Source organism: Enterococcus sp. AZ095b (genome assembly GCF_051714725.1).
Lineage (GTDB): Bacteria > Bacillota > Bacilli > Lactobacillales > Enterococcaceae > Enterococcus_B > Enterococcus_B pernyi.
Genome location: NZ_JBIOSL010000001.1, coordinates 1,360,310 through 1,378,421, shown reverse-complemented (window position 1 = coordinate 1,378,421; position 18,112 = coordinate 1,360,310). Strand labels below are relative to the sequence as shown.

Here is an 18,112-nt window from a genome sequence, read left to right as displayed (position 1 = left end):
CTTTCTATGAGGCGGATACAATCATTTTCGCCCATCCTTTTGTCTTATTTATTGCAAACATCAAAGCAATCATGTAAATCGTCAAACCAAAAATCAGCGACCACATGCCACTCCTATGACTATTTAAGAAATTCACAAAAATCAAAGGATAAATGGTCAATACTAATGCGATCATTACAGCATGTAAGGAGGAAGCTGCAAAATTCTTGAAAAATCCTTTTGCCATCGATGAAAATTCTTGGTGGGGTAATGCCGCCATCGAAATAGGAGCAATCGCACTAAATATATATAATTCAAAAAATCTTATATAGACAATGACATTGATAAAGACCCCTACCACTAAAGAAACTAAAAATAGAACAACAAAAATCATTAATACGACCATTACTTCCCACCACGAAAGACTTCTTACTGCTGAATCGACTACATTGCGATAAGAACTTAAAAAATCATCTCTATTTAGGGCCATTATTTGCCCTGCTAACATCGCCCCTAATGCGACAATGGCATCGAGAATCACTTGGATTCTTAAGATGACAATATAACAAATAATAAATTTTACAAATGCTTTCATGATCATTTCAAATCCCAAAGTTGGAGCACCACCTGCATTCTCAACTTTTAAAGAAATTTTTTGAAATTCAAATAAGATGAATATCGCTAGTATTGAAAATGCAACTGGAGCTATAATCGTTTGTTGGATGATTCCTGCTACTCGATAGGCATCTGCCATGTAATCTTGCAAACCACGGCTTAAGGTTTCTGCAATATTGTCCCCATTTAAATATTCCATCATTCGATCAAATAGCATCATTATCGCTGAGCGCACTGATTAACCTTCTTTCTATAAAAAATTTTTTACCTACTTAAAAGTGAGCCGACATCAAATGCGGTCACGAACCAAACTGCGGCAACTAAAATCAATGCACCGCCGACGACTTGCCAGATCCCTTGTTGTAGCTGTGGTCCATTTTTATCTTTTAATGCTCCGGCTAAGATAACAGTTCCCCAAATAATCCATAATCCTCCGCCAACCATCGTAAATCTTGAAATCAAGTTAAATACATCCTGTAATAATTGTTGGTTATTGTTCATTTCTATTTATTCTCCTCTTCATTTTCTGGTGATTGATTTCGTTCGTACCAATTCTTTGGAGTCACATCTCCGAGTTTTTTATAATTTTTATGTTTCGTAATATCATATTTTTCTGAGATAAACGGAACTATTCCACGAATCTTCAAAATCGCTTTTGTTCCACTAAGATTCGCCACTTCATCTACATCTAATAAATTCCGACCCATTTTTTGATAATTTTCACTGTAGTTCCCATTACTACCTTTGGTGATGCTAACGTTCTTGTGCTGGATCGTTTTCTTTCCTAGTAATTTAGAGATATACTCATGGGTGCTTAACTCCATTCCACCTAAATAAAGAAAAACGTCACTGGTCCCGATGATTGTTTCCCAAGTATCTTTGTACAAATTTTTAAGCTGACTAATGTTTTGTAAGATCACATTGACTGATATCTCACGACTTCGAATCACTGAAATCACTTTTTCAAAGTCTGGAATCTGTCCTATATTGGCAAATTCATCTAAGACACATCGCACATGATGTGGTAGACGACCTTTGTAGACATTGTCTGCTTTGTAAACTAAGCTATCGAATAATTGTTGGTACAGCATACTTGCTAAGAAATTGAAACTTGTATCTGTATCTGATAATAAAATATAGATAATCGTTTTCTTGTCCCCAACCGTGTCTAATGCTAACGTATCTTTACTCACGATTTTTTTGATATTCGGAATATCAAAAGGTGATAATCGTACTCCTAAGCTGACTAAAATACTTTTTGCGGTGCGATCCCCCGCTAATTTGAAAATTTTGTATTGCGCGACTGCAAAGTTGGTAGGATCTTTTTCTTCAAGTTCATTGAAAATCACATCTAGTGGGGAAACATAATCTGGCACATCCTCTGGACAGTTTGCTAAGCGGACCATTTCAACGACATTCGTCAATGTTTGATCTTCTTCATCAACTTCTTGCAAAAGATAACTGAATGTAGCCATCAATAAGGCTGTCTCAGCTTTCTCCCAAAAATCATCGCCACCCTTTTTTTCTGGATCTGAAGTGTTTTTGATCAAGTTGTTGACGACTTTTAAAATATCGTCTTCAGTACGGATGTAAGTAAAAGGATTATAGTAGTCTGTATTTTCCCGCGTGATCAAGTCAAAAACCTTGATTTCATATCCGGCCTCTTTAAACATCGTTGCTGTTTCGCTTAACAAGAGTCCTTTAGAATCACTGACGACATAGGAAGAATGTAGTTGCATCAAATTAGGTTTTACATAGAACCTTGTTTTCCCTGATCCAGCTCCTCCTACTACGATAACATTCTTATTCCGATTAAAGTTATTAGACTTAGTGATCTTCATACGACCAGACATAGACAGCGATTCACTTTTTGTGAGAATGATATTGTTGTCTTTTTTTTTATCCATCATCGGCTTTATGTCTTTTTTGTTGCCCCATCTGGCACTTCCGTATTCAAACTCTGTATGTTTCGGCATGCCTGAGTGATACAAGATACCAAGAGCAAGCCCCCCCACGATTGTAAATGTACCAATGATACTTGCTATACTATAGCTAAAATCAAACTCAAAGCGACTAACTTCTAGTCCCAATTGGTCGATTGTGCGAACCAAGACTTGTGCGATATCTTCTGTCTGTTGTCGGAAATTCTCGTAAATTAGGATGGTCCGATTTGCCGTATACGCGAATACAAGAAATAAAAATAGTAAAAGTAATTTATAATACCAAGTCTTTGAGTTTTTCAACTTGTCCTCCTAAACGACATAAGTTATCTTTTTTATTATCTAAAATCCGTAACAAGCAAATCTGAAACGACGTCCATCGTTCGATCAATATCTGCTTTTTCTGGTAGATAAAACATTTTGGTTTTATCCCCAACTTGATACGGAAATGGTAGAATATTTGTCACTAAGATATCTACATCAAGTGGATTTTCAATGGTTTCCAATTGTTCCTGGTACATGATACTTGCTCTGGTGTGTAGATATCTTTCAATAATTTCATTTAATGCAAAATCCGTTAAAAATCCTCGTTTCAATGCAACAACAACTGTACTTAAAACTTCACATGCCTTGTTCGTATATAAGAAAAGTAATAAGTCAGAAGTAAATGACGAAGCACATCTTTTTTGAAGGAAATTCTTTTGGATCGCTTTATTTTTTTTGATGACTGTATTCATTTCTTTATATAGTCGCCGGTTGATTGAATCAATCAACATCGCCGATTCTTCATCGTTATATGAAAAATCAATTTCAAGTTCCTGTTTGATTTTCTCTTGAAATAAAAAGCAATTGACAATTGAATACAGTTGCTCATTATCAACTTGGATCCGATTCCCGAGAACACTCTTGAGATCTAAAACTAAATGTTTGACTGTCTCGGAAAAACCAAAGTATTCTGCAAATCCTTTATTGTGTTTTTCTATCTCTGTGTAATAACATTCATGTAAATGGATCATACAAGCTATAAAACAACATTCTTCAAAAATGACTTCTTTAGAATAGGTCTTGAAACAATCTAATTGAATAAATTCAACGAATAATTGATTCGTTAAGGGATTGTTTCTAAACCAATCTAACAATCGCGACTGGATATATAATTTATCTTTTCCAAACCGGATAAAAGTTAAAGCAAGTATTTTCTTTGTGATTGATTGGGAAACATCCGAACATAACGCCAAAACGATTTTGGTTATTTCTTCCATTTCATTTTTATAGGGGCAATAATCTTCGATCTCTAGATAAGCTGATTTAATGTAAAGATCAATAAACAGTTTTCTGATTCTGATCTCCTTCCCTAAAAATTCAACCGGTGAAAGTTTTAAATTCAAACCATATTGATGGCAGATTTTCTTTAGCTTTCGCATTTTTTGGATCACTGTTTTCTCACAGTAATGTAATTCCCAGCTCCAATCGATCACCTGCTTCAGTTCACCTGTAAGGATACTTGTTGTCACTTTTACTAAGTCTTCATTCATGTAATAAGATTTTTTTTTCTCGAATAATTTAAAATGGTTCAATACAAACATGCTGACCCCTTTATAGGAAGTCAATATTTCAATTGTGTCGGAAAATTCATCTTGAATCGTTTTTAAATCATTGGTAATCGTTCTTCTAGTTACTTTGAGACTTTTTGCAAGATATTGAACGGTCACATTTTTTCTTCTTTCTAAAGTATTCAAGATAAATACGACACGTTTTTTGTAATCATTCGATATTAATCGTTCAAGAATCTCTTCCACTTACCTTCCCCCTTTCACATAACAACTTCACTATAAACAATCTGTTTTTTTATTTCGAGGTATTGTATTTCCCGACTTAGAGAAAAAAAATTCTTTAGAAGACGAAGTTTTTTTAAAGTTTTTTTATAGATTTCAGATTCGAGAGATAACAATAAAAAAGAGACTATACAAATTGTATAGACTCTTTAAGGCGTAATTAATAACACTAACCCACTATTTTTATTTATCTACAATAAATGGCCCTCTGAGATTTTAAGCTTTCTATAAAAAAGCTATTCTATTGGAATCCTAAATTAATTCAAAAGACTAAAAGACTTTTAAAAGTTATTTAATTCTAAATAAACTAGCGGCACTATCTGGCGCCCAAGATGGGTCCCCATAATTATCATGAGTAACTAGTGTCGTATAAAGTTTTCCCTCATGAAAAATAATTTCATCCTTAGTATATCTCACAGGATTAAACAAACTTCCTAACTCAAATTGACGATGTTCACTTGGTGGTGCAATTTCATTTGTTTTTGTTGAAATCACTAAGCGATTGCTTGCCTCTGATCGAATAGAATCATTGCTCACTGCTTTGATCGTATACGTATACTGAGCCCCCGCATTCAACCCAGTATCTAGATAAGTGGTATTTGCAGTTTTACCAACTAATTGGCCATCTCTATAGATTTCATATGTTTTGATTCCTGCAGAGTGGCTCGAAGGATTCCACATCAATGAGATTGAGTTCATCGTTTCCCCCATTGAATGTAAGTTACCTGGTCTTGTTGGCACTTCTACTTCGTTATCTGCTAACGTTGTTACCTGAAGCGCATCACTTTTTTCAGATACTTGTCCGGTAAACGATACTGCTTCGATTTCGTACTTATACGTGGTATTTGCTGTTAATTGATTATCTTGATAGTTGTTCGCAGAAGTTGTAGTAATCAGTTGACCATCACGATACACATTGTATTTTTCAACAGCTGCTTGTGCATCCCAAGAAAGTGAGACTGACTGTTTTGTCGTATTCACTGCTCTGACATTCGTTGGTTTATTTGGTACGACTGGTATTGCTCCATTACTCTTGATATTCGCGTCAATCACATTGTAAAAAGCATTCGCAGTATCACTAATATCCCAAATTGCTAAAATAACGTGATACCCCATTCGGTCTTCTGGAATATTGACTGTGTGCGTTGCGCTAATATTCGCAGAAGATTGTCCGCCCCCATCGATTTCCGATAATAACTCTAGATCCTCTCTCGCAAGTGGTTTGTTTTGATCCCAACCATTTTTCGTGATGTAGTAATGATATTTCGCGGTCCGGTGATTTGCCGTAAAATGCCAAGTGAAATTATTAGGACCAGTACTGATATCTTGCTTTGTCCATAAAGTTGCTGTTTGTTGATCTAACTCAAAACCTAATGCACCATTTGCAGAAGCAATTCGTCCATCCGCTGGTCCTGCTGCTGGGAAGCCTTTCAATGCTTCTAAAGATTGTGGCTCATTGATCACTGCCCCATATTTCTGAAATGCTGCAGTCCAGTTGGTGCGAGCATCTAATGACCCTTGGTATCCTCGACTAATTGGTTCCCTTACATACCCATGTGCAGAAACATCTTTTGTCGCACCAAAAATTATTCCTCCTAGACTTAAAACCAAAACAACACTACCCAATAATCTTTTTTTCATATCATACCTTCCTTCCAATATTTTTTTGTTACATTATTTTTATAACATAATAACTTATTTAAAAATAGCACGCTTTTATTGTTCAATCAATCACAAATTAACATATAAAATAAACACAAACCTTTATAAATAAGTGTTTATTTATTGTGAAAATCAAAACTATTATTCATTTATTGTTCATTTAAACCAAGAGATGATAAACAGATTTAGCAAATAACTTCGATTTGTCATATCTGATTATGTTATTTAGTCAATCGGTGGTCAAAATTTGTACGTATTTACGATGACTTTATTAAAATACGATCCCAACCTCGTCCATGAATCCTTATCTGAGATATGCTTAAAATAAAATAAATCTTTATCTTCGTATCCATGGGTATCCGAAATAACGATATCAGCATGATCATACGATTCTACGATTTTTATTCGTTTATTATTGTAGTAATGAGTAATAACATTTTCGACTATATTTTTAGATTCTGGAAGGTTAAAAAATTCCACATAAACTTTATGTTCAGATTTAAGACTGTTGGAGGCCAAGCTTCCTAAGATGACTTGCACAAAACTATTTTTGATGTAATGGTAAGAAGGCTCATTTTGGTAAGATTTTAAGTTTTTATCGATGCAACGCTCTATATAGGCTCCATAACGATTTGTTGGTAATGCATCATGATATATAGGCATAAATTTATATAATTCCAAATGATGGATAGTGACTAATTTGTTTGTCAAATAATAGAGTAGTTGGTAAAAAATCGTTTGTGGTATATGAAAGTAATCAATCATGCACGTGAGTAATTTTTTACATTTGGTGACGATTGAATTCTTCTTTAGCTCCCCTAGCTTTCTTCCCAGTTCTTCTTTTTCTTCTTTCTTATTTAAATCTTGTGCAAAATAGTTGGATAGAAAGGCGAAATGGATACATTCATTTCGTGCATTTGTGCCATCTATCATCTTTTTGACAGTCAGCTTTTCTAAACACGCATCCATCTCCTCCTTATAGACTGTTTCTCCCAGCTCCACGAGTTCTGAGGATAGATCCTGGATTTGGTACCCATTTTTCAATGATATCAAACTAACCGCTAATAAATAGTTGATACGCTTTTTCCCTAGCGGAGATAAATTTTGGTAATGATCAAAGTTGATGGATAAGCGTAAGTTGATTACTTCTTCTTGTGTAATCGTTTTGAACAACCAATAGTTTCCTTTTGAAATGACTGCAATTCCCAGATAATGCAACATACGTATAGTAGATTCACTACCTGTTAACTCAATCAATGTTTCATTGACCTTCATCAATCGAATATCAATTTTTAGTAATTGAAACAATTCTTTCAACTTTCCTAAAAGTTTGTATACATGTGACTCACTATAGATTAGATATTTTGCGATATCTGAAACACTGAATTTCCTTTTTTCCAACACATATAACAATGTCTGATACAAATTTGACTCTGCAAAATATCTTTCTTGAAAAATATTGATCAATTCGAGATATTCCGTATCGGTTAGTTGTGGCATACAGCGCAATTCATCTTTATCTAGAATCAAAGAGGTGTGCGTTTTTTTTGAAATTTCACTTTCATCATACTCTCTCATCAAATTTTGAAGTATCTTCCTTGCTTGTCTTTTTGTTAGATCCATTTCATCTTCCAGCTTTTTTATTGAGAATGCTCCATGTTTCATTTCTTTTAATACCTTCATTTGTAAAAATTGTGTTTTTGTAATGAATAATAATATTAATTTATCTGGCAGCATATTTATTTTCTCCTCAATCTATAGTTGAAATGTAAAAATTCAAATAGTATAACATCACCTCAATCTTTTTCTGTCATTTTTAAATAGCAAAAATATTCTTACTATTTAGAAAACAAAAGATACTTGTTGTTTTATAGTAATTATTTGACATGAAAACAGAGTAAAATTTCGTTCTCTTTTAAAGATAACCTAAAATAACTATTATAAAAATACAAGTACAATCTAATATTAGAATATTTATGCGTAAAATTCCAATAATTATATTCTTGAATTTATTTTATACCAATAAATTTAAAAGAAATTTATTGATTTTTTACATACGATACCTAGCAAAAAAAACTGAAGAACCAATGAGTTACCTCGTTTGATCCTCCAATTGTTTTACAAATATTGCTTAAAATCATTTCAGTTGGTGCCTATAATTTATTTCGATGATTCGTTTGACTACCCTACATTATGTATCACTCTTACATGGTGGAAGCGTTAGAAGATCAAGCAGGATAGTCAGCCATTTTTGTTGATTTAGCCATACATCTTTTTCTTATCCGAATGGCACACTTGAGTGATGTAACTGGATTTTCAAGTCGCCATCCTCATCCATGATATAACCAAATGTGTATTCAACTTTGACTTCTTGGTTGGTATCCCCTGAAGTAAAGTAATATACACCTGAAGAAATCGCTGTATCACCGTTCAAGATCGTATCGTGATTATCAAAGCGGATATCTGTCCAAGGCTCTAAGGCAAATCCACCATCTTCTGCGATGTCCCCACCAACAAAATAAGATAGTGCTTCATCTTTTGTTCCACGAAATGGTACTTCCGCAGCTTTCGTTGGTTTGAAGAGCACTTGACCGTCATCGTAAGCATATAGATTTTCCAGTGTCTCAAGCGTTTTTTCTTCGGCTTTTTCGTCACTTTCCAAACTAGCTTCACCAATCGCAATAATATTCTCTGCCCATTCTTGTTGTGCTTCTTCTACATCCGAAAGAGTAATGACCGGTGTTTCCTTCTGTGTCTCATTTGTTGTACTAGTTGAGTCTTCTCCTTGGGCAGATGTAGCGCATCCAGCCATCGTTAAAACTAAAGTTGATAAAAGCAATGTTTTTTTAATCATATAATTCCTCCTCTATAATTAAATTCTAACAGAAAACTCTTTTATTTAAAACTAAAAATATAACATACTTAAAACAAAATAAATAAATTAAATGTGTTATAATTGCCTAATTCAAACATACATATTTTATAAAAACATCATAATAAAATAACCGATTTATTTTATTATCCTGATAATCCTTTATTATTTATTTCGTCGAAATAATTCTCGTTTGCATCATTCAGCAAATTTGCTCGTAATGTTATAAACAATTATTTATTCTTTTACTCTCATGTGTTTTTCTCAACATTTTTTTCTTTACAAAAAAAAGTGGGATTTTCCTCCGCTCACATATTCAAAAATCGAATAAATGGCAAGAATAAAAGTAACTAATTCAGAAATAAGGCACCATCCACAAAAATTGGACGAACAATTTTCGTGGATGGTGCCTTATTGATTGAGGCTAAACACTTCTGTCATGACCTCTTCTTTCTTATTTTAAGTGTTTGTTTGCAGGATTTTTCATTCGCATTTTGCCATCCTGGCACATATCCAGTAAAGGACATACTTCACAGCGGGGACTTCTAGCAGTACAGTGATACCGTCCAAAGAAAATCAATGTATGATGCGTTTTTACCCATAAATTTTCCGGCACCTTTTTCATCAATGTTTGTTCAACTTCTTGTACTGACGCATCCAATTTACAGATTCTTAGTCGTTTCGTCACACGTTCTACGTGAGTATCAACTGCTATAGCTGGCACCCCAAATGCATCCCCAAGCACCACATTTGCTGTTTTTCTACCCACACCAGGTAATGAGACCAACTCTTCTCTTGTCTGAGGGACCTGTCCTTCAAAATGATCAATCAGCTGTTGCGCACATGCTTTAATGTTTTTCGCTTTATTCCGATACAATCCAATTGTTTTTATTTTAGGAATGATCTCTTCTAGTGGGGCTTTAGCTAACGCCTCAGGAGTTGGAAAAGCCTGAAATAGAGCAGGTGTTGCCTTATTGACCGAAACATCTGTAGCTTGTGCACTTAAAATGACGGCAATCAATAATTCATAAGGATTCTTATGTTGTAATTCTCCATGCGCTTCTGGAAACATCTCATACATTTTCTCAAAAGCTTCCATTGTACGTTGTTTACCTAACATATTACTCCCATTCTTCCAGCCAATTCTTTAATGATACTTTTGGCAGCTCTTCTTGTTGGGCTGGCTGATCGATTTCTTTTTGAAGCAGTTGCTGCTTTCTGCGTTTTTGATCTTCTTCTACTTGCTGTTTGGTTTTTAAATTTTTCCGTTCCCAAGATAATAAGATACGGTCGATATAATTGAAACTATACGCTTGGTTCAATACAGCCTCCCGTAAAGCTAATTTCAAAATCTCCGGATGATAATGGTCCTCTTCCAACCACTGTCCGATCCGTTGGAATTCAATAGAGGATAAGGGCCGTCCAAACTCTTGTTCAAATAATTGATAGACTGAACGTGTCGTTTTTTCTTGGACTTCTTCTTCTTGCTTTAGAGAGTCTTTTTCTAATAATCTTTCTAAATGCACATACGTTGGTGTCAAATCATAGCGATCCGCTTTACGTCCATCAATAAGTGTAGTTTCGATCGCTATGAAATGACCACTGACCAATCGATTCAAAATTTGAAAAACTTTTTCTTGCTTAACGCCCATATTCTGGGAAATATTCATCAGATCCGGGAATGAATCTCCTTCTGATTGTGCCATATGCAACTGTAATATAAATAAAAATTCATCTGCTTGTAAGCCGATACGATGATAATTTTTAAGCAAAAGATTGGAAACGATCGTTTGACCAGCTTTTAAATAGTTTTCTAAATTCAACATTATTATCCCTCTCTTTAAAATTAGTATACGTAAAAACAAGAATTGAAGCAAGAAAGGATTATTTGAATTTTTTTAAAATGTTTTAGTGGTTTTTATATTTAGTTTTCACTTTTCGGAATATATGTATGCTAGAAAAAAAGGCTGCTTGTATTAGTATATGCTCTCCTCTATGAAAAGGTCTCATATCTAATCTACAAGCAGCTTAGAGAATGACGCTCACGCTCGATAGAACGTTTATTATTGTACTTCGTCATCCGTTCGTAGCTCGTATGGTTGTCCTTCATACGTATACTCTGTATTCAATGTTCCATCATTTTCATCGGTATAGATCCGTCGACTAAACGGAAATTGATGGTCCTCACCATCTGTTGTCTCATCTCCAGATAAAACGAATTCTTCTGCTTGAGTTTCATTTAATTGATTGATCACTTCTTCTGCTAAAGAATCGATATCGATCGTTTCATTCCCTGTCACTTTTTTATAATCTTCAATAAAATTATCCTGTTGTACAAAATATTCTTTTTCCATAATGATCCTCCTCTAGTCCAACTCACTACATCTGCTTTGTTGAAAATTAATTACATCTATTATTTTGACAAAAAAAACAAAGGAAAACAACTAATTGCAACTGGTGAAGTCTGCAACAAACCATTCCTGTCTCGTGAGAAATAAAACAAAAAGTGTCAATAAAAAATTTTGACCTTTAAATAGCCAGTTGAGTTCCAAAAAAAAGAACCAACTGGAAACAATATTGCTTCCAGTTGGCTCGTCTATGACGCTTTGACCAATTATTGAGCTGTCTCGATTTCTCCTAGAGCTGCTTGTGCAAGAAGATTCAAGTAGTTCCAAGGACGGTCAAAATGAGGTTGGAAGAAGAAGTCAGAAAGAGCTAAGTCTTCAACAGTCATTTTATTTTGAACCGCTAATGACATCGTATTAGCAGATTGAGTGATGTCGTATTTAGACATGAATTGTGCGCCTACGATACGATTTGTTCCTTTTTCATATACTAATTCCATCATGACTTTTTCAGTCGTTGGCATGAATTCTGGACGATAGTTATCTTCAAATAGTGTTGCTTGGACATCCAAGTTATTCATTGGGGCACTTTCTGTTGTTACACCTGTTGAACCGATCGTCCAACCGAATAAGTACAAACCAGAAGTTCCTTGTGTTCCACGATAAGCCATTTTTTGCTCTGTTAAATTGTTTCCTACTAACAATCCTTGACGGACTGCATTTGTTGCTAAAGGAATGTAGTTTTGCGTACCACTTGGGTTATAATTGACAACTGCTGAATCGCCCGCTGCAAAAATATCTGGATTGCTTGTTTGCATGTACTCATTTACTTTGATTGCGCCGTTTGGCAATGTTTCTACTTTACCTTCTACTAATTTTGTATTTGGTCTGAAACCAACACACAAAATAACCATGTCCGCATCAAATGTTTGGCTAGCTGTAGTTACTTGTTTTACTTTACCATTCTCATCTGGAATGAACTCAGAAACGTTTTCACCTAAAGCTAAAGTAACTCCACGATCAACCAATTCTTTTTCTAACACATCCGTAAATGGTTTATCAAGATATTTATTCAAGATACGATCTAAACCATCGATCAATGTCACTTCTTTGCCAGACTCGACAAACGCTTCGACTAATTCGATCCCAATATAACCACCACCAACGATCACTACTTTCTTCGCTTCTTCTGCTTTAGCAATGATTTCGTTTGCTTGATTATAGTTTTTACATAAAAGAATATTTTCAGATTCGATCCCTTTGATTGGCGGGATGATTGGCCATGAACCAGTAGTCATTACTAATTTGTCATAAGAAACTGTTTCAGTTTCGCCAGTTTTTAAATCTTTCGCTGTGACTTGTTTGTTTTCTGTGTCAACATCAGTGACATCATGTTCCATTTTCACTTTCGCACCTAACGAAGCTAACTCTTCAGGGTTTGAATAGAACAAGCCTGCTGGGTCTTTCACGACGCCTCCAACATACAATGCGATCCCACAAGATAAAAATGAAACATTGTCGTTACGTTCATAAACTGTAACATCTGCTTCTGGGTTGTTTTTTAAGATGCTTTTTACTGCTGCTGTTCCTGCATGGGTACAGCCGATTACTACTACTTTCATGTGTGTCCCTCCGATAAACGATTTGTCCTTTGACAATTTTTACTATAGCAAAATTAAAACGTATCCAACAGTTTTATGCTTGTGAATTCACAAGTGCTTACTTATCATATTTTGCGCATTTTCGATTTAAAACACTGATAAACAAACGTTCTTTTTGTGATGTTTTAAACTAACACCTCTATGCTTGTGAATGAATACGAAATCGCATAAAAAATCGCATAAATATTTTCACCTTTCTTAAAACTGTTAGTGTGTTTTCCTCTTAGTTTCATAGGAGTAGGTATTCCATGTTTTCCTACACGTCACAAATAAAAGACAAAAAAACATCAACAAAGTCATTTGACCTTATCGATGTTTCAGATGTTCGCACGATTTATTTTTTGCAATTCGGACATAGCCCATATAATTCTAAACGATGATCATGGATTTCAAAATCAGTTAAGCGCCCCGCCGCCATTTCAATATCTTCTAGCCCTGGATAATGAAAATCGACGATCGTCTCACAATTTTGGCAAATCACATGATAATGTCTTTGTGAACTAAAATCAAATCGGCTTGATGCATCACCATATTTCATTTCTTGAACAAACCCGATCGATGTGAACAATCGTAAATTATTGTAAACTGTAGCAACACTCATATTAGGAAAGCGATGCTCAAGCGCCTTGTAGATTTCATCTGCAGTTGGATGCGAACGATGCTCAATCAGATACTCTAAAACTGCGTATCTTTGCGGCGTAATCCGAATATTTTCTTTTTTCAGCTGCTCGATCGCCGCTTCTACTTTTTTATTTTCCATATAAACAAAACCCCACCTTATTGTTCTTTTATTATCATACTATTTTTATTTTTTTAAATCTACATATTATGGAAAGAAAAAGAAAAGAATTTTATAATTTTGCCTATTTTATGCAAAAAAAGTGTAAAATAACAGATGTTTCACCATTATTTCACACTTTTTATTCAGATTTTCACGTAGACTTACATATCCTGATACAAAGGAGTAGACAAATAACGTTCTCCGTTATCAGGAATAATCGCAAGAACTTTTTTTCCAGCACCTAGTTCTTTAGCTACATTAAGTGCAGCTTCAACTGCAGCTCCTCCAGAAACACCCACTAAGATACCTTCTTCTTGCCCCATACGGCGAGCTGTGATCATTGCTTGCTCACTAGATACTGATAAGACTTGATCATATACATTCGTATCTAACGTATCCGGAACAAACCCTGTTCCGATGCCTTGGATTTTGTGTGGACCAGGTTCTTTTCCTTCTAAAACGGCAGATTCGGCTGGTTCAACCCCAACGATCTTAAGCGCTGGATTGATCCGTTTTAATTCGTGTCCCGCACCGGTGATCGTTCCACCAGTACCGATTCCTGCGACAAACGCATCCAACCCATTCACACCAAACGCCGCTTGGATTTCTGGACCAGTCGTTTTTTCATGAACTAATGGATTAGCTGGGTTTTCAAATTGCAGAGGCAAGAAATACCCATTTTCTTCAGCCAGACGTTTTGCTTCTTTGATTGAACCACTGATGCCTTCTGTCCCTGGAGTCAAAATTAGTTCTGCTCCGTAGCCCTTCATCAATAAGCGACGCTCGATACTCATCGTTTCAGGCATGACAAGTTTCACATGATATCCTTTTGCTACACCGACCATCGCTAAACCAATACCAGTGTTCCCTGAAGTTGGTTCAATGATTGTATCACCCGGTTTCAATATTCCATCATGTTCTGCTTTTTCAATCATATTCAAGGCAATACGGTCTTTCACGCTTCCACCTGGATTGAAGAATTCCAATTTAACAAAAACATCCGCAGCTCCTTCTAGAACCATCTTATTTAATCGAACGATAGGTGTTTTACCGATCAATTCTGTGATCGACTGATAAATCTGTGTCATGTTTTTTCCCCCTTCATTTGCTTCTCTATTAATCATAATACAAAAGAGGTACTTCTGCGAGTGATTCTTACTGGAGAAGCAAAAAATAGAGGCATATCCAATGATATGCCTCTATTTTTAAGTTGATATAAAGTTAGACATTGATTTCTTGTCCAACCAATAATGAATAATTTGACATCGTCATGCCATTTTTTGCCATCAGATCATCGACGGACATACCAAATTTTTGAGCAATATCCCAAAGTGTATCTCCAGAGACGACAGTATAAGTTTGGTTACTACTTGTCGTAGTCGTTGTAGAGGTTGTCGTACTGGTCGTTGTGGTACTTGTCGTACTAGTTGTTGTTGAACCAGTTGATGGTGTATCAAAGCGAGTCAGATTATATGTGCTGATCAATTCATTTAATTTGTATGCGTAATTAGGATCTGTTGCATAACGTCCAGTTAAATAAGCTGTTGCATCATAATAGCTGGTTGTATTACTTTTCCATACACCTGAATAATGATAATCGCCTGTCGAAAAACTAGTAGATCGTAAAACATTCGCATGATCTTGGAATGATTCCCAATAAGATGAATAGCGACGGAAAGGTTCGTTCATCGTTACCCATTGACCATTCAAATATTCTTGCGTATTCATATATACCACAGATTGACCTGCGCTACCTTTGACTCCAAATAAGTTGTAATATGGTGCACTTGATAATCCAGATGTACCATAAGCACTTTCAAGTAATGCTTGTGCAATCATGACAGATGCATATAAGTCATTGCTTGCTGCAACTTCAGAAGCAGCCCATCCGATTTGATTGATAAATGCTTGCGGATCGGCAGAAGATGCGACATCTAACTCATCCGCACGTACAGTTTGTGGTGTTGCTGTGACCAACATTGGCCCAACTAATAGGCTTGTCCCCACTAAAGGTGCAATGGCTTTTTTATTGATGGTCATTTTCCTTTTGGGCCTATGGTGTCGAGCGCTACGGGTTCTCAGCTCTTGCATTCAAATTCCTCCTCAAATGAAACAGTAAATAAAACTTCCTCTTAAACGAAACTTAATCATTTAAATTATACGTTTTATTTTATTGAAACTCAAACGAATCTTCAATTATTTACTTTTTGTAATCTTCACGTAATCAAAAAGTAACACAAAAGTAACGACAATAATCCTTTTTTACTAATTTGTATCTAAAAAAATAGAAAATTGGAGGCTTGGAAAAAATCTCCAAGCACTCCAATCGAACTGCTTTCAGTATTTGTCTATAATTGATTGAAGACGTTAACTACATTATCTACTGTAAAACCAAATTCTTCAAGTATTTTGTTTCCAGGAGCAGAAGCACCAAAGTGATCGATCGTGATCGTTTGACCTTCGATTCCTACATAACGTTCCCATCCAAATGAAGCAGCCGCTTCAATCGCAACACGCTTCGTCACTGATTTTGGCAAGACACTTTCTTGATATTCTGCAGATTGTTGTTCAAACAAATCAAAACTTGGCATAGAAACCACTGAGACATCTTTTCCTTGTTCCGCTAATACTTTTTGCGCTTTGACCGCTAGATCCACTTCTGAACCTGTCGCGATCAAGATTCCTTCTGGTTGTTCCCTTTTAGCTGGAGACAAGACATAGGCACCTTTTTTAACCATATCATCCGCCACTTCTTTTGTTGTTGGAAGAACTGGTAGATTTTGACGACTCAAGACTAAGATCGTTGGTGTATCTGTCGATTCCATCGCAACTTTCCACGCCGCACGAGTTTCGTTCCCGTCCGCCGGACGTAAGACATGGACACCTGGCATACTTCTAACCGAAGCCAATTGTTCCACTGGCTCATGCGTCGGGCCATCTTCACCAACTGCCACAGAGTCATGGGTCAAGACGAAAATAACTGGCGTGTTTTGGATCGCTGCTAAACGCACAGCTGGTCGCAAGTAATCGACAAAGACAAAGAATGTTCCCCCATAGATCCGGGTACCACCATGCAATTGGATCCCGTTCATCGCTGATGCCATCGCAAACTCACGAACACCAAACCAAATATTGCGGCCTTCATAGTGTTCAGGCGTGAAATCTTTGTCTGCTGTCACCATCGTATTGTTTGATCCAGATAGATCGGCAGAACCACCCCAGAAGCTTGGGATCGCTTTTGATAATTCTTGGATAACTTCTTTACTTGAGACACGACTCGCTTGGCTTTCACCTTCGTCGTACGTTGGAAGTTCGGCATCCCAATTCTCTGGTAACTTCCCAGCAAAAGCATCTTCGAATTGTTGCGCTAATTCTGGATACGCTGCTTTGTATGCTGCGAACATCTCACGCCAAGCATTTTCAGCTTTTTCGCCTTCTTCAACCATCGTTTGACGGAAGCGTTCCGCCACTTCTTCTGGTACGGTAAAGTCAGGGTATTCCCAACCATAGATCTCTTTGGCTTTTTGAATGCCTTCTAAGCCAAGTGGTGCGCCGTGAACCGCAGAAGTTCCTTGGTTTGGTGCACCAAATCCGATGACCGTTTTCACTTCGATCAATGTCGGTTTGTCTGTTTCGGCTTTCGCTTCTTCAATTGCTTTTGAGATAGCTTCCAAATCATTGCCGTCTTTGACCAAGATATGTTGCCAACCATAAGCTTCATAGCGTGCGCCAACATTTTCAGTGAAGGCTTTTGAGGTTGGGCCATCTAAAGAAATATCGTTTGAATCGTATAAAACGATTAATTTTCCTAATTTCATATGTCCAGCCATCGAACTTGCTTCTTGAGACACACCTTCCATCAGGTCGCCATCGCCACATAACGCATAGGTATAATGATCAACGACGTTGAATTGATCTTTGTTGTAGGTCGCTGCTAGATGCGCTTCTGCCATTGCCATCCCCACAGCCATTGCGATCCCTTGTCCTAACGGACCAGTCGTTGCTTCGACGCCGTCCGTATGGTTGACCTCAGGGTGTCCTGGTGTTTTTGACTCCCATTGACGGAATTGTTTCAAGTCATCAATCGTCACTTGGTACCCTGCTAAGTGCAACAAGCTGTACAACATCGCTGAACCATGTCCCGCAGATAAGACAAAACGGTCACGGTCTGCCCAGTTTTTAGAAGTTTTCGGATTCACTTTCAAGTGTTTCGTCCAAAGGGCATAAGCCATTGGCGCGGCACCCATTGGTAACCCCGGATGTCCTGAATTTGCTTTTTGTACTGCATCGACACTCAATGTACGGATCGTATTCACACCAAGCTGATCAATTTTATCAAACAATGTAACCCCTCCTGTAATTTAGGTTTTTTTTACCTATATTTCTACTTCTAATTTTATAGTATCTCCTCTGAAAAAGCAA

At 36.4% G+C, this 18,112-nt stretch carries 15 protein-coding genes; all 15 read right to left on the bottom strand.

Going from position 1 to position 18,112, the window contains the following annotated elements:
* Positions 1 to 4: 4 nt before the first annotated feature.
* On the bottom strand, positions 5 to 829 hold the full coding sequence (locus IGJ99_RS06620; protein ID WP_062805304.1) for a hypothetical protein: 825 nt from the start codon (positions 827 to 829) through the stop codon (positions 5 to 7).
* Between the two features lie 29 nt (positions 830 to 858).
* Positions 859 to 1,095, bottom strand: coding sequence for a hypothetical protein (locus tag IGJ99_RS06615; protein ID WP_010735554.1), 237 nt, complete (start codon positions 1,093 to 1,095; stop codon positions 859 to 861).
* Between the two features lie 2 nt (positions 1,096 to 1,097).
* Positions 1,098 to 2,837 carry a VirD4-like conjugal transfer protein, CD1115 family gene (locus IGJ99_RS06610; RefSeq protein WP_371740662.1) on the bottom strand — a complete coding sequence of 580 codons (1,740 nt, stop codon included), beginning with the start codon at positions 2,835 to 2,837 and terminating at the stop codon, positions 1,098 to 1,100.
* Positions 2,838 to 2,872: 35 nt separating this feature from the next.
* Entirely contained in the window at positions 2,873 to 4,333 is a 1,461-nt protein-coding gene (locus tag IGJ99_RS06605; protein WP_096081506.1) for an HTH domain-containing protein, read from the bottom strand.
* Between the two features lie 324 nt (positions 4,334 to 4,657).
* Complete coding sequence (locus IGJ99_RS06600; protein WP_137072376.1) at positions 4,658 to 6,010, bottom strand: lytic polysaccharide monooxygenase; 1,353 nt, start codon at positions 6,008 to 6,010, stop codon at positions 4,658 to 4,660.
* A 261-nt stretch (positions 6,011 to 6,271) separates the two neighbouring features.
* Entirely contained in the window at positions 6,272 to 7,768 is a 1,497-nt protein-coding gene (locus IGJ99_RS06595; protein WP_438770692.1) for a helix-turn-helix domain-containing protein, read from the bottom strand.
* Positions 7,769 to 8,309: 541 nt separating this feature from the next.
* On the bottom strand, positions 8,310 to 8,885 hold the full coding sequence (locus IGJ99_RS06590) for a hypothetical protein (protein ID WP_438770691.1): 576 nt from the start codon (positions 8,883 to 8,885) through the stop codon (positions 8,310 to 8,312).
* Positions 8,886 to 9,357: 472 nt separating this feature from the next.
* Positions 9,358 to 10,023, bottom strand: coding sequence for an endonuclease III (gene nth / locus IGJ99_RS06585; RefSeq protein ID WP_010735562.1), 666 nt, complete (start codon positions 10,021 to 10,023; stop codon positions 9,358 to 9,360).
* 1 nt (position 10,024) lies between these two features.
* On the bottom strand, positions 10,025 to 10,729 hold the full coding sequence (locus IGJ99_RS06580; RefSeq protein WP_010735563.1) for a DnaD domain-containing protein: 705 nt from the start codon (positions 10,727 to 10,729) through the stop codon (positions 10,025 to 10,027).
* Positions 10,730 to 10,966: 237 nt separating this feature from the next.
* On the bottom strand, positions 10,967 to 11,257 hold the full coding sequence (locus IGJ99_RS06575; protein WP_023519579.1) for a DUF5960 family protein: 291 nt from the start codon (positions 11,255 to 11,257) through the stop codon (positions 10,967 to 10,969).
* Between the two features lie 260 nt (positions 11,258 to 11,517).
* Complete coding sequence (locus tag IGJ99_RS06570; RefSeq protein ID WP_010735565.1) at positions 11,518 to 12,870, bottom strand: NADH oxidase; 1,353 nt, start codon at positions 12,868 to 12,870, stop codon at positions 11,518 to 11,520.
* A 373-nt stretch (positions 12,871 to 13,243) separates the two neighbouring features.
* Positions 13,244 to 13,669, bottom strand: a complete 426-nt coding sequence (locus tag IGJ99_RS06565) for a Fur family transcriptional regulator (protein WP_019724202.1) — start codon at positions 13,667 to 13,669, stop codon at positions 13,244 to 13,246.
* Positions 13,670 to 13,851: 182 nt separating this feature from the next.
* Positions 13,852 to 14,778: a cysteine synthase A gene (gene cysK / locus IGJ99_RS06560; protein ID WP_438747948.1), complete on the bottom strand. Its 927-nt coding sequence runs from the start codon at positions 14,776 to 14,778 to the stop codon at positions 13,852 to 13,854.
* Positions 14,779 to 14,911: 133 nt separating this feature from the next.
* Positions 14,912 to 15,781, bottom strand: a complete 870-nt coding sequence (locus IGJ99_RS06555) for a glucosaminidase domain-containing protein (RefSeq protein WP_019724201.1) — start codon at positions 15,779 to 15,781, stop codon at positions 14,912 to 14,914.
* 257 nt (positions 15,782 to 16,038) lie between these two features.
* Entirely contained in the window at positions 16,039 to 18,033 is a 1,995-nt protein-coding gene (gene tkt, locus IGJ99_RS06550) for a transketolase (protein WP_438722815.1), read from the bottom strand.
* Positions 18,034 to 18,112: the final 79 nt, after the last annotated feature.

What these genes read in the sequence shown, in the direction of transcription:
- IGJ99_RS06615 (WP_010735554.1), bottom strand. Translation starts at nt 1,095, where the DNA reads ATGAACAATAACCAACAATTATTACAGGATGTATTTAACTTGATTTCA.
- IGJ99_RS06600 (WP_137072376.1), bottom strand. Translation starts at nt 6,010, where the DNA reads ATGAAAAAAAGATTATTGGGTAGTGTTGTTTTGGTTTTAAGTCTAGGA.
- IGJ99_RS06595 (WP_438770692.1), bottom strand. Translation starts at nt 7,768, where the DNA reads ATGCTGCCAGATAAATTAATATTATTATTCATTACAAAAACACAATTT.
- IGJ99_RS06590 (WP_438770691.1), bottom strand. Translation starts at nt 8,885, where the DNA reads ATGATTAAAAAAACATTGCTTTTATCAACTTTAGTTTTAACGATGGCT.
- nth (WP_010735562.1), bottom strand. Translation starts at nt 10,023, where the DNA reads ATGTTAGGTAAACAACGTACAATGGAAGCTTTTGAGAAAATGTATGAG.
- IGJ99_RS06580 (WP_010735563.1), bottom strand. Translation starts at nt 10,729, where the DNA reads ATGTTGAATTTAGAAAACTATTTAAAAGCTGGTCAAACGATCGTTTCC.
- IGJ99_RS06575 (WP_023519579.1), bottom strand. Translation starts at nt 11,257, where the DNA reads ATGGAAAAAGAATATTTTGTACAACAGGATAATTTTATTGAAGATTAT.
- IGJ99_RS06570 (WP_010735565.1), bottom strand. Translation starts at nt 12,870, where the DNA reads ATGAAAGTAGTAGTAATCGGCTGTACCCATGCAGGAACAGCAGCAGTA.
- IGJ99_RS06565 (WP_019724202.1), bottom strand. Translation starts at nt 13,669, where the DNA reads ATGGAAAATAAAAAAGTAGAAGCGGCGATCGAGCAGCTGAAAAAAGAA.
- cysK (WP_438747948.1), bottom strand. Translation starts at nt 14,778, where the DNA reads ATGACACAGATTTATCAGTCGATCACAGAATTGATCGGTAAAACACCT.
- IGJ99_RS06555 (WP_019724201.1), bottom strand. Translation starts at nt 15,781, where the DNA reads ATGCAAGAGCTGAGAACCCGTAGCGCTCGACACCATAGGCCCAAAAGG.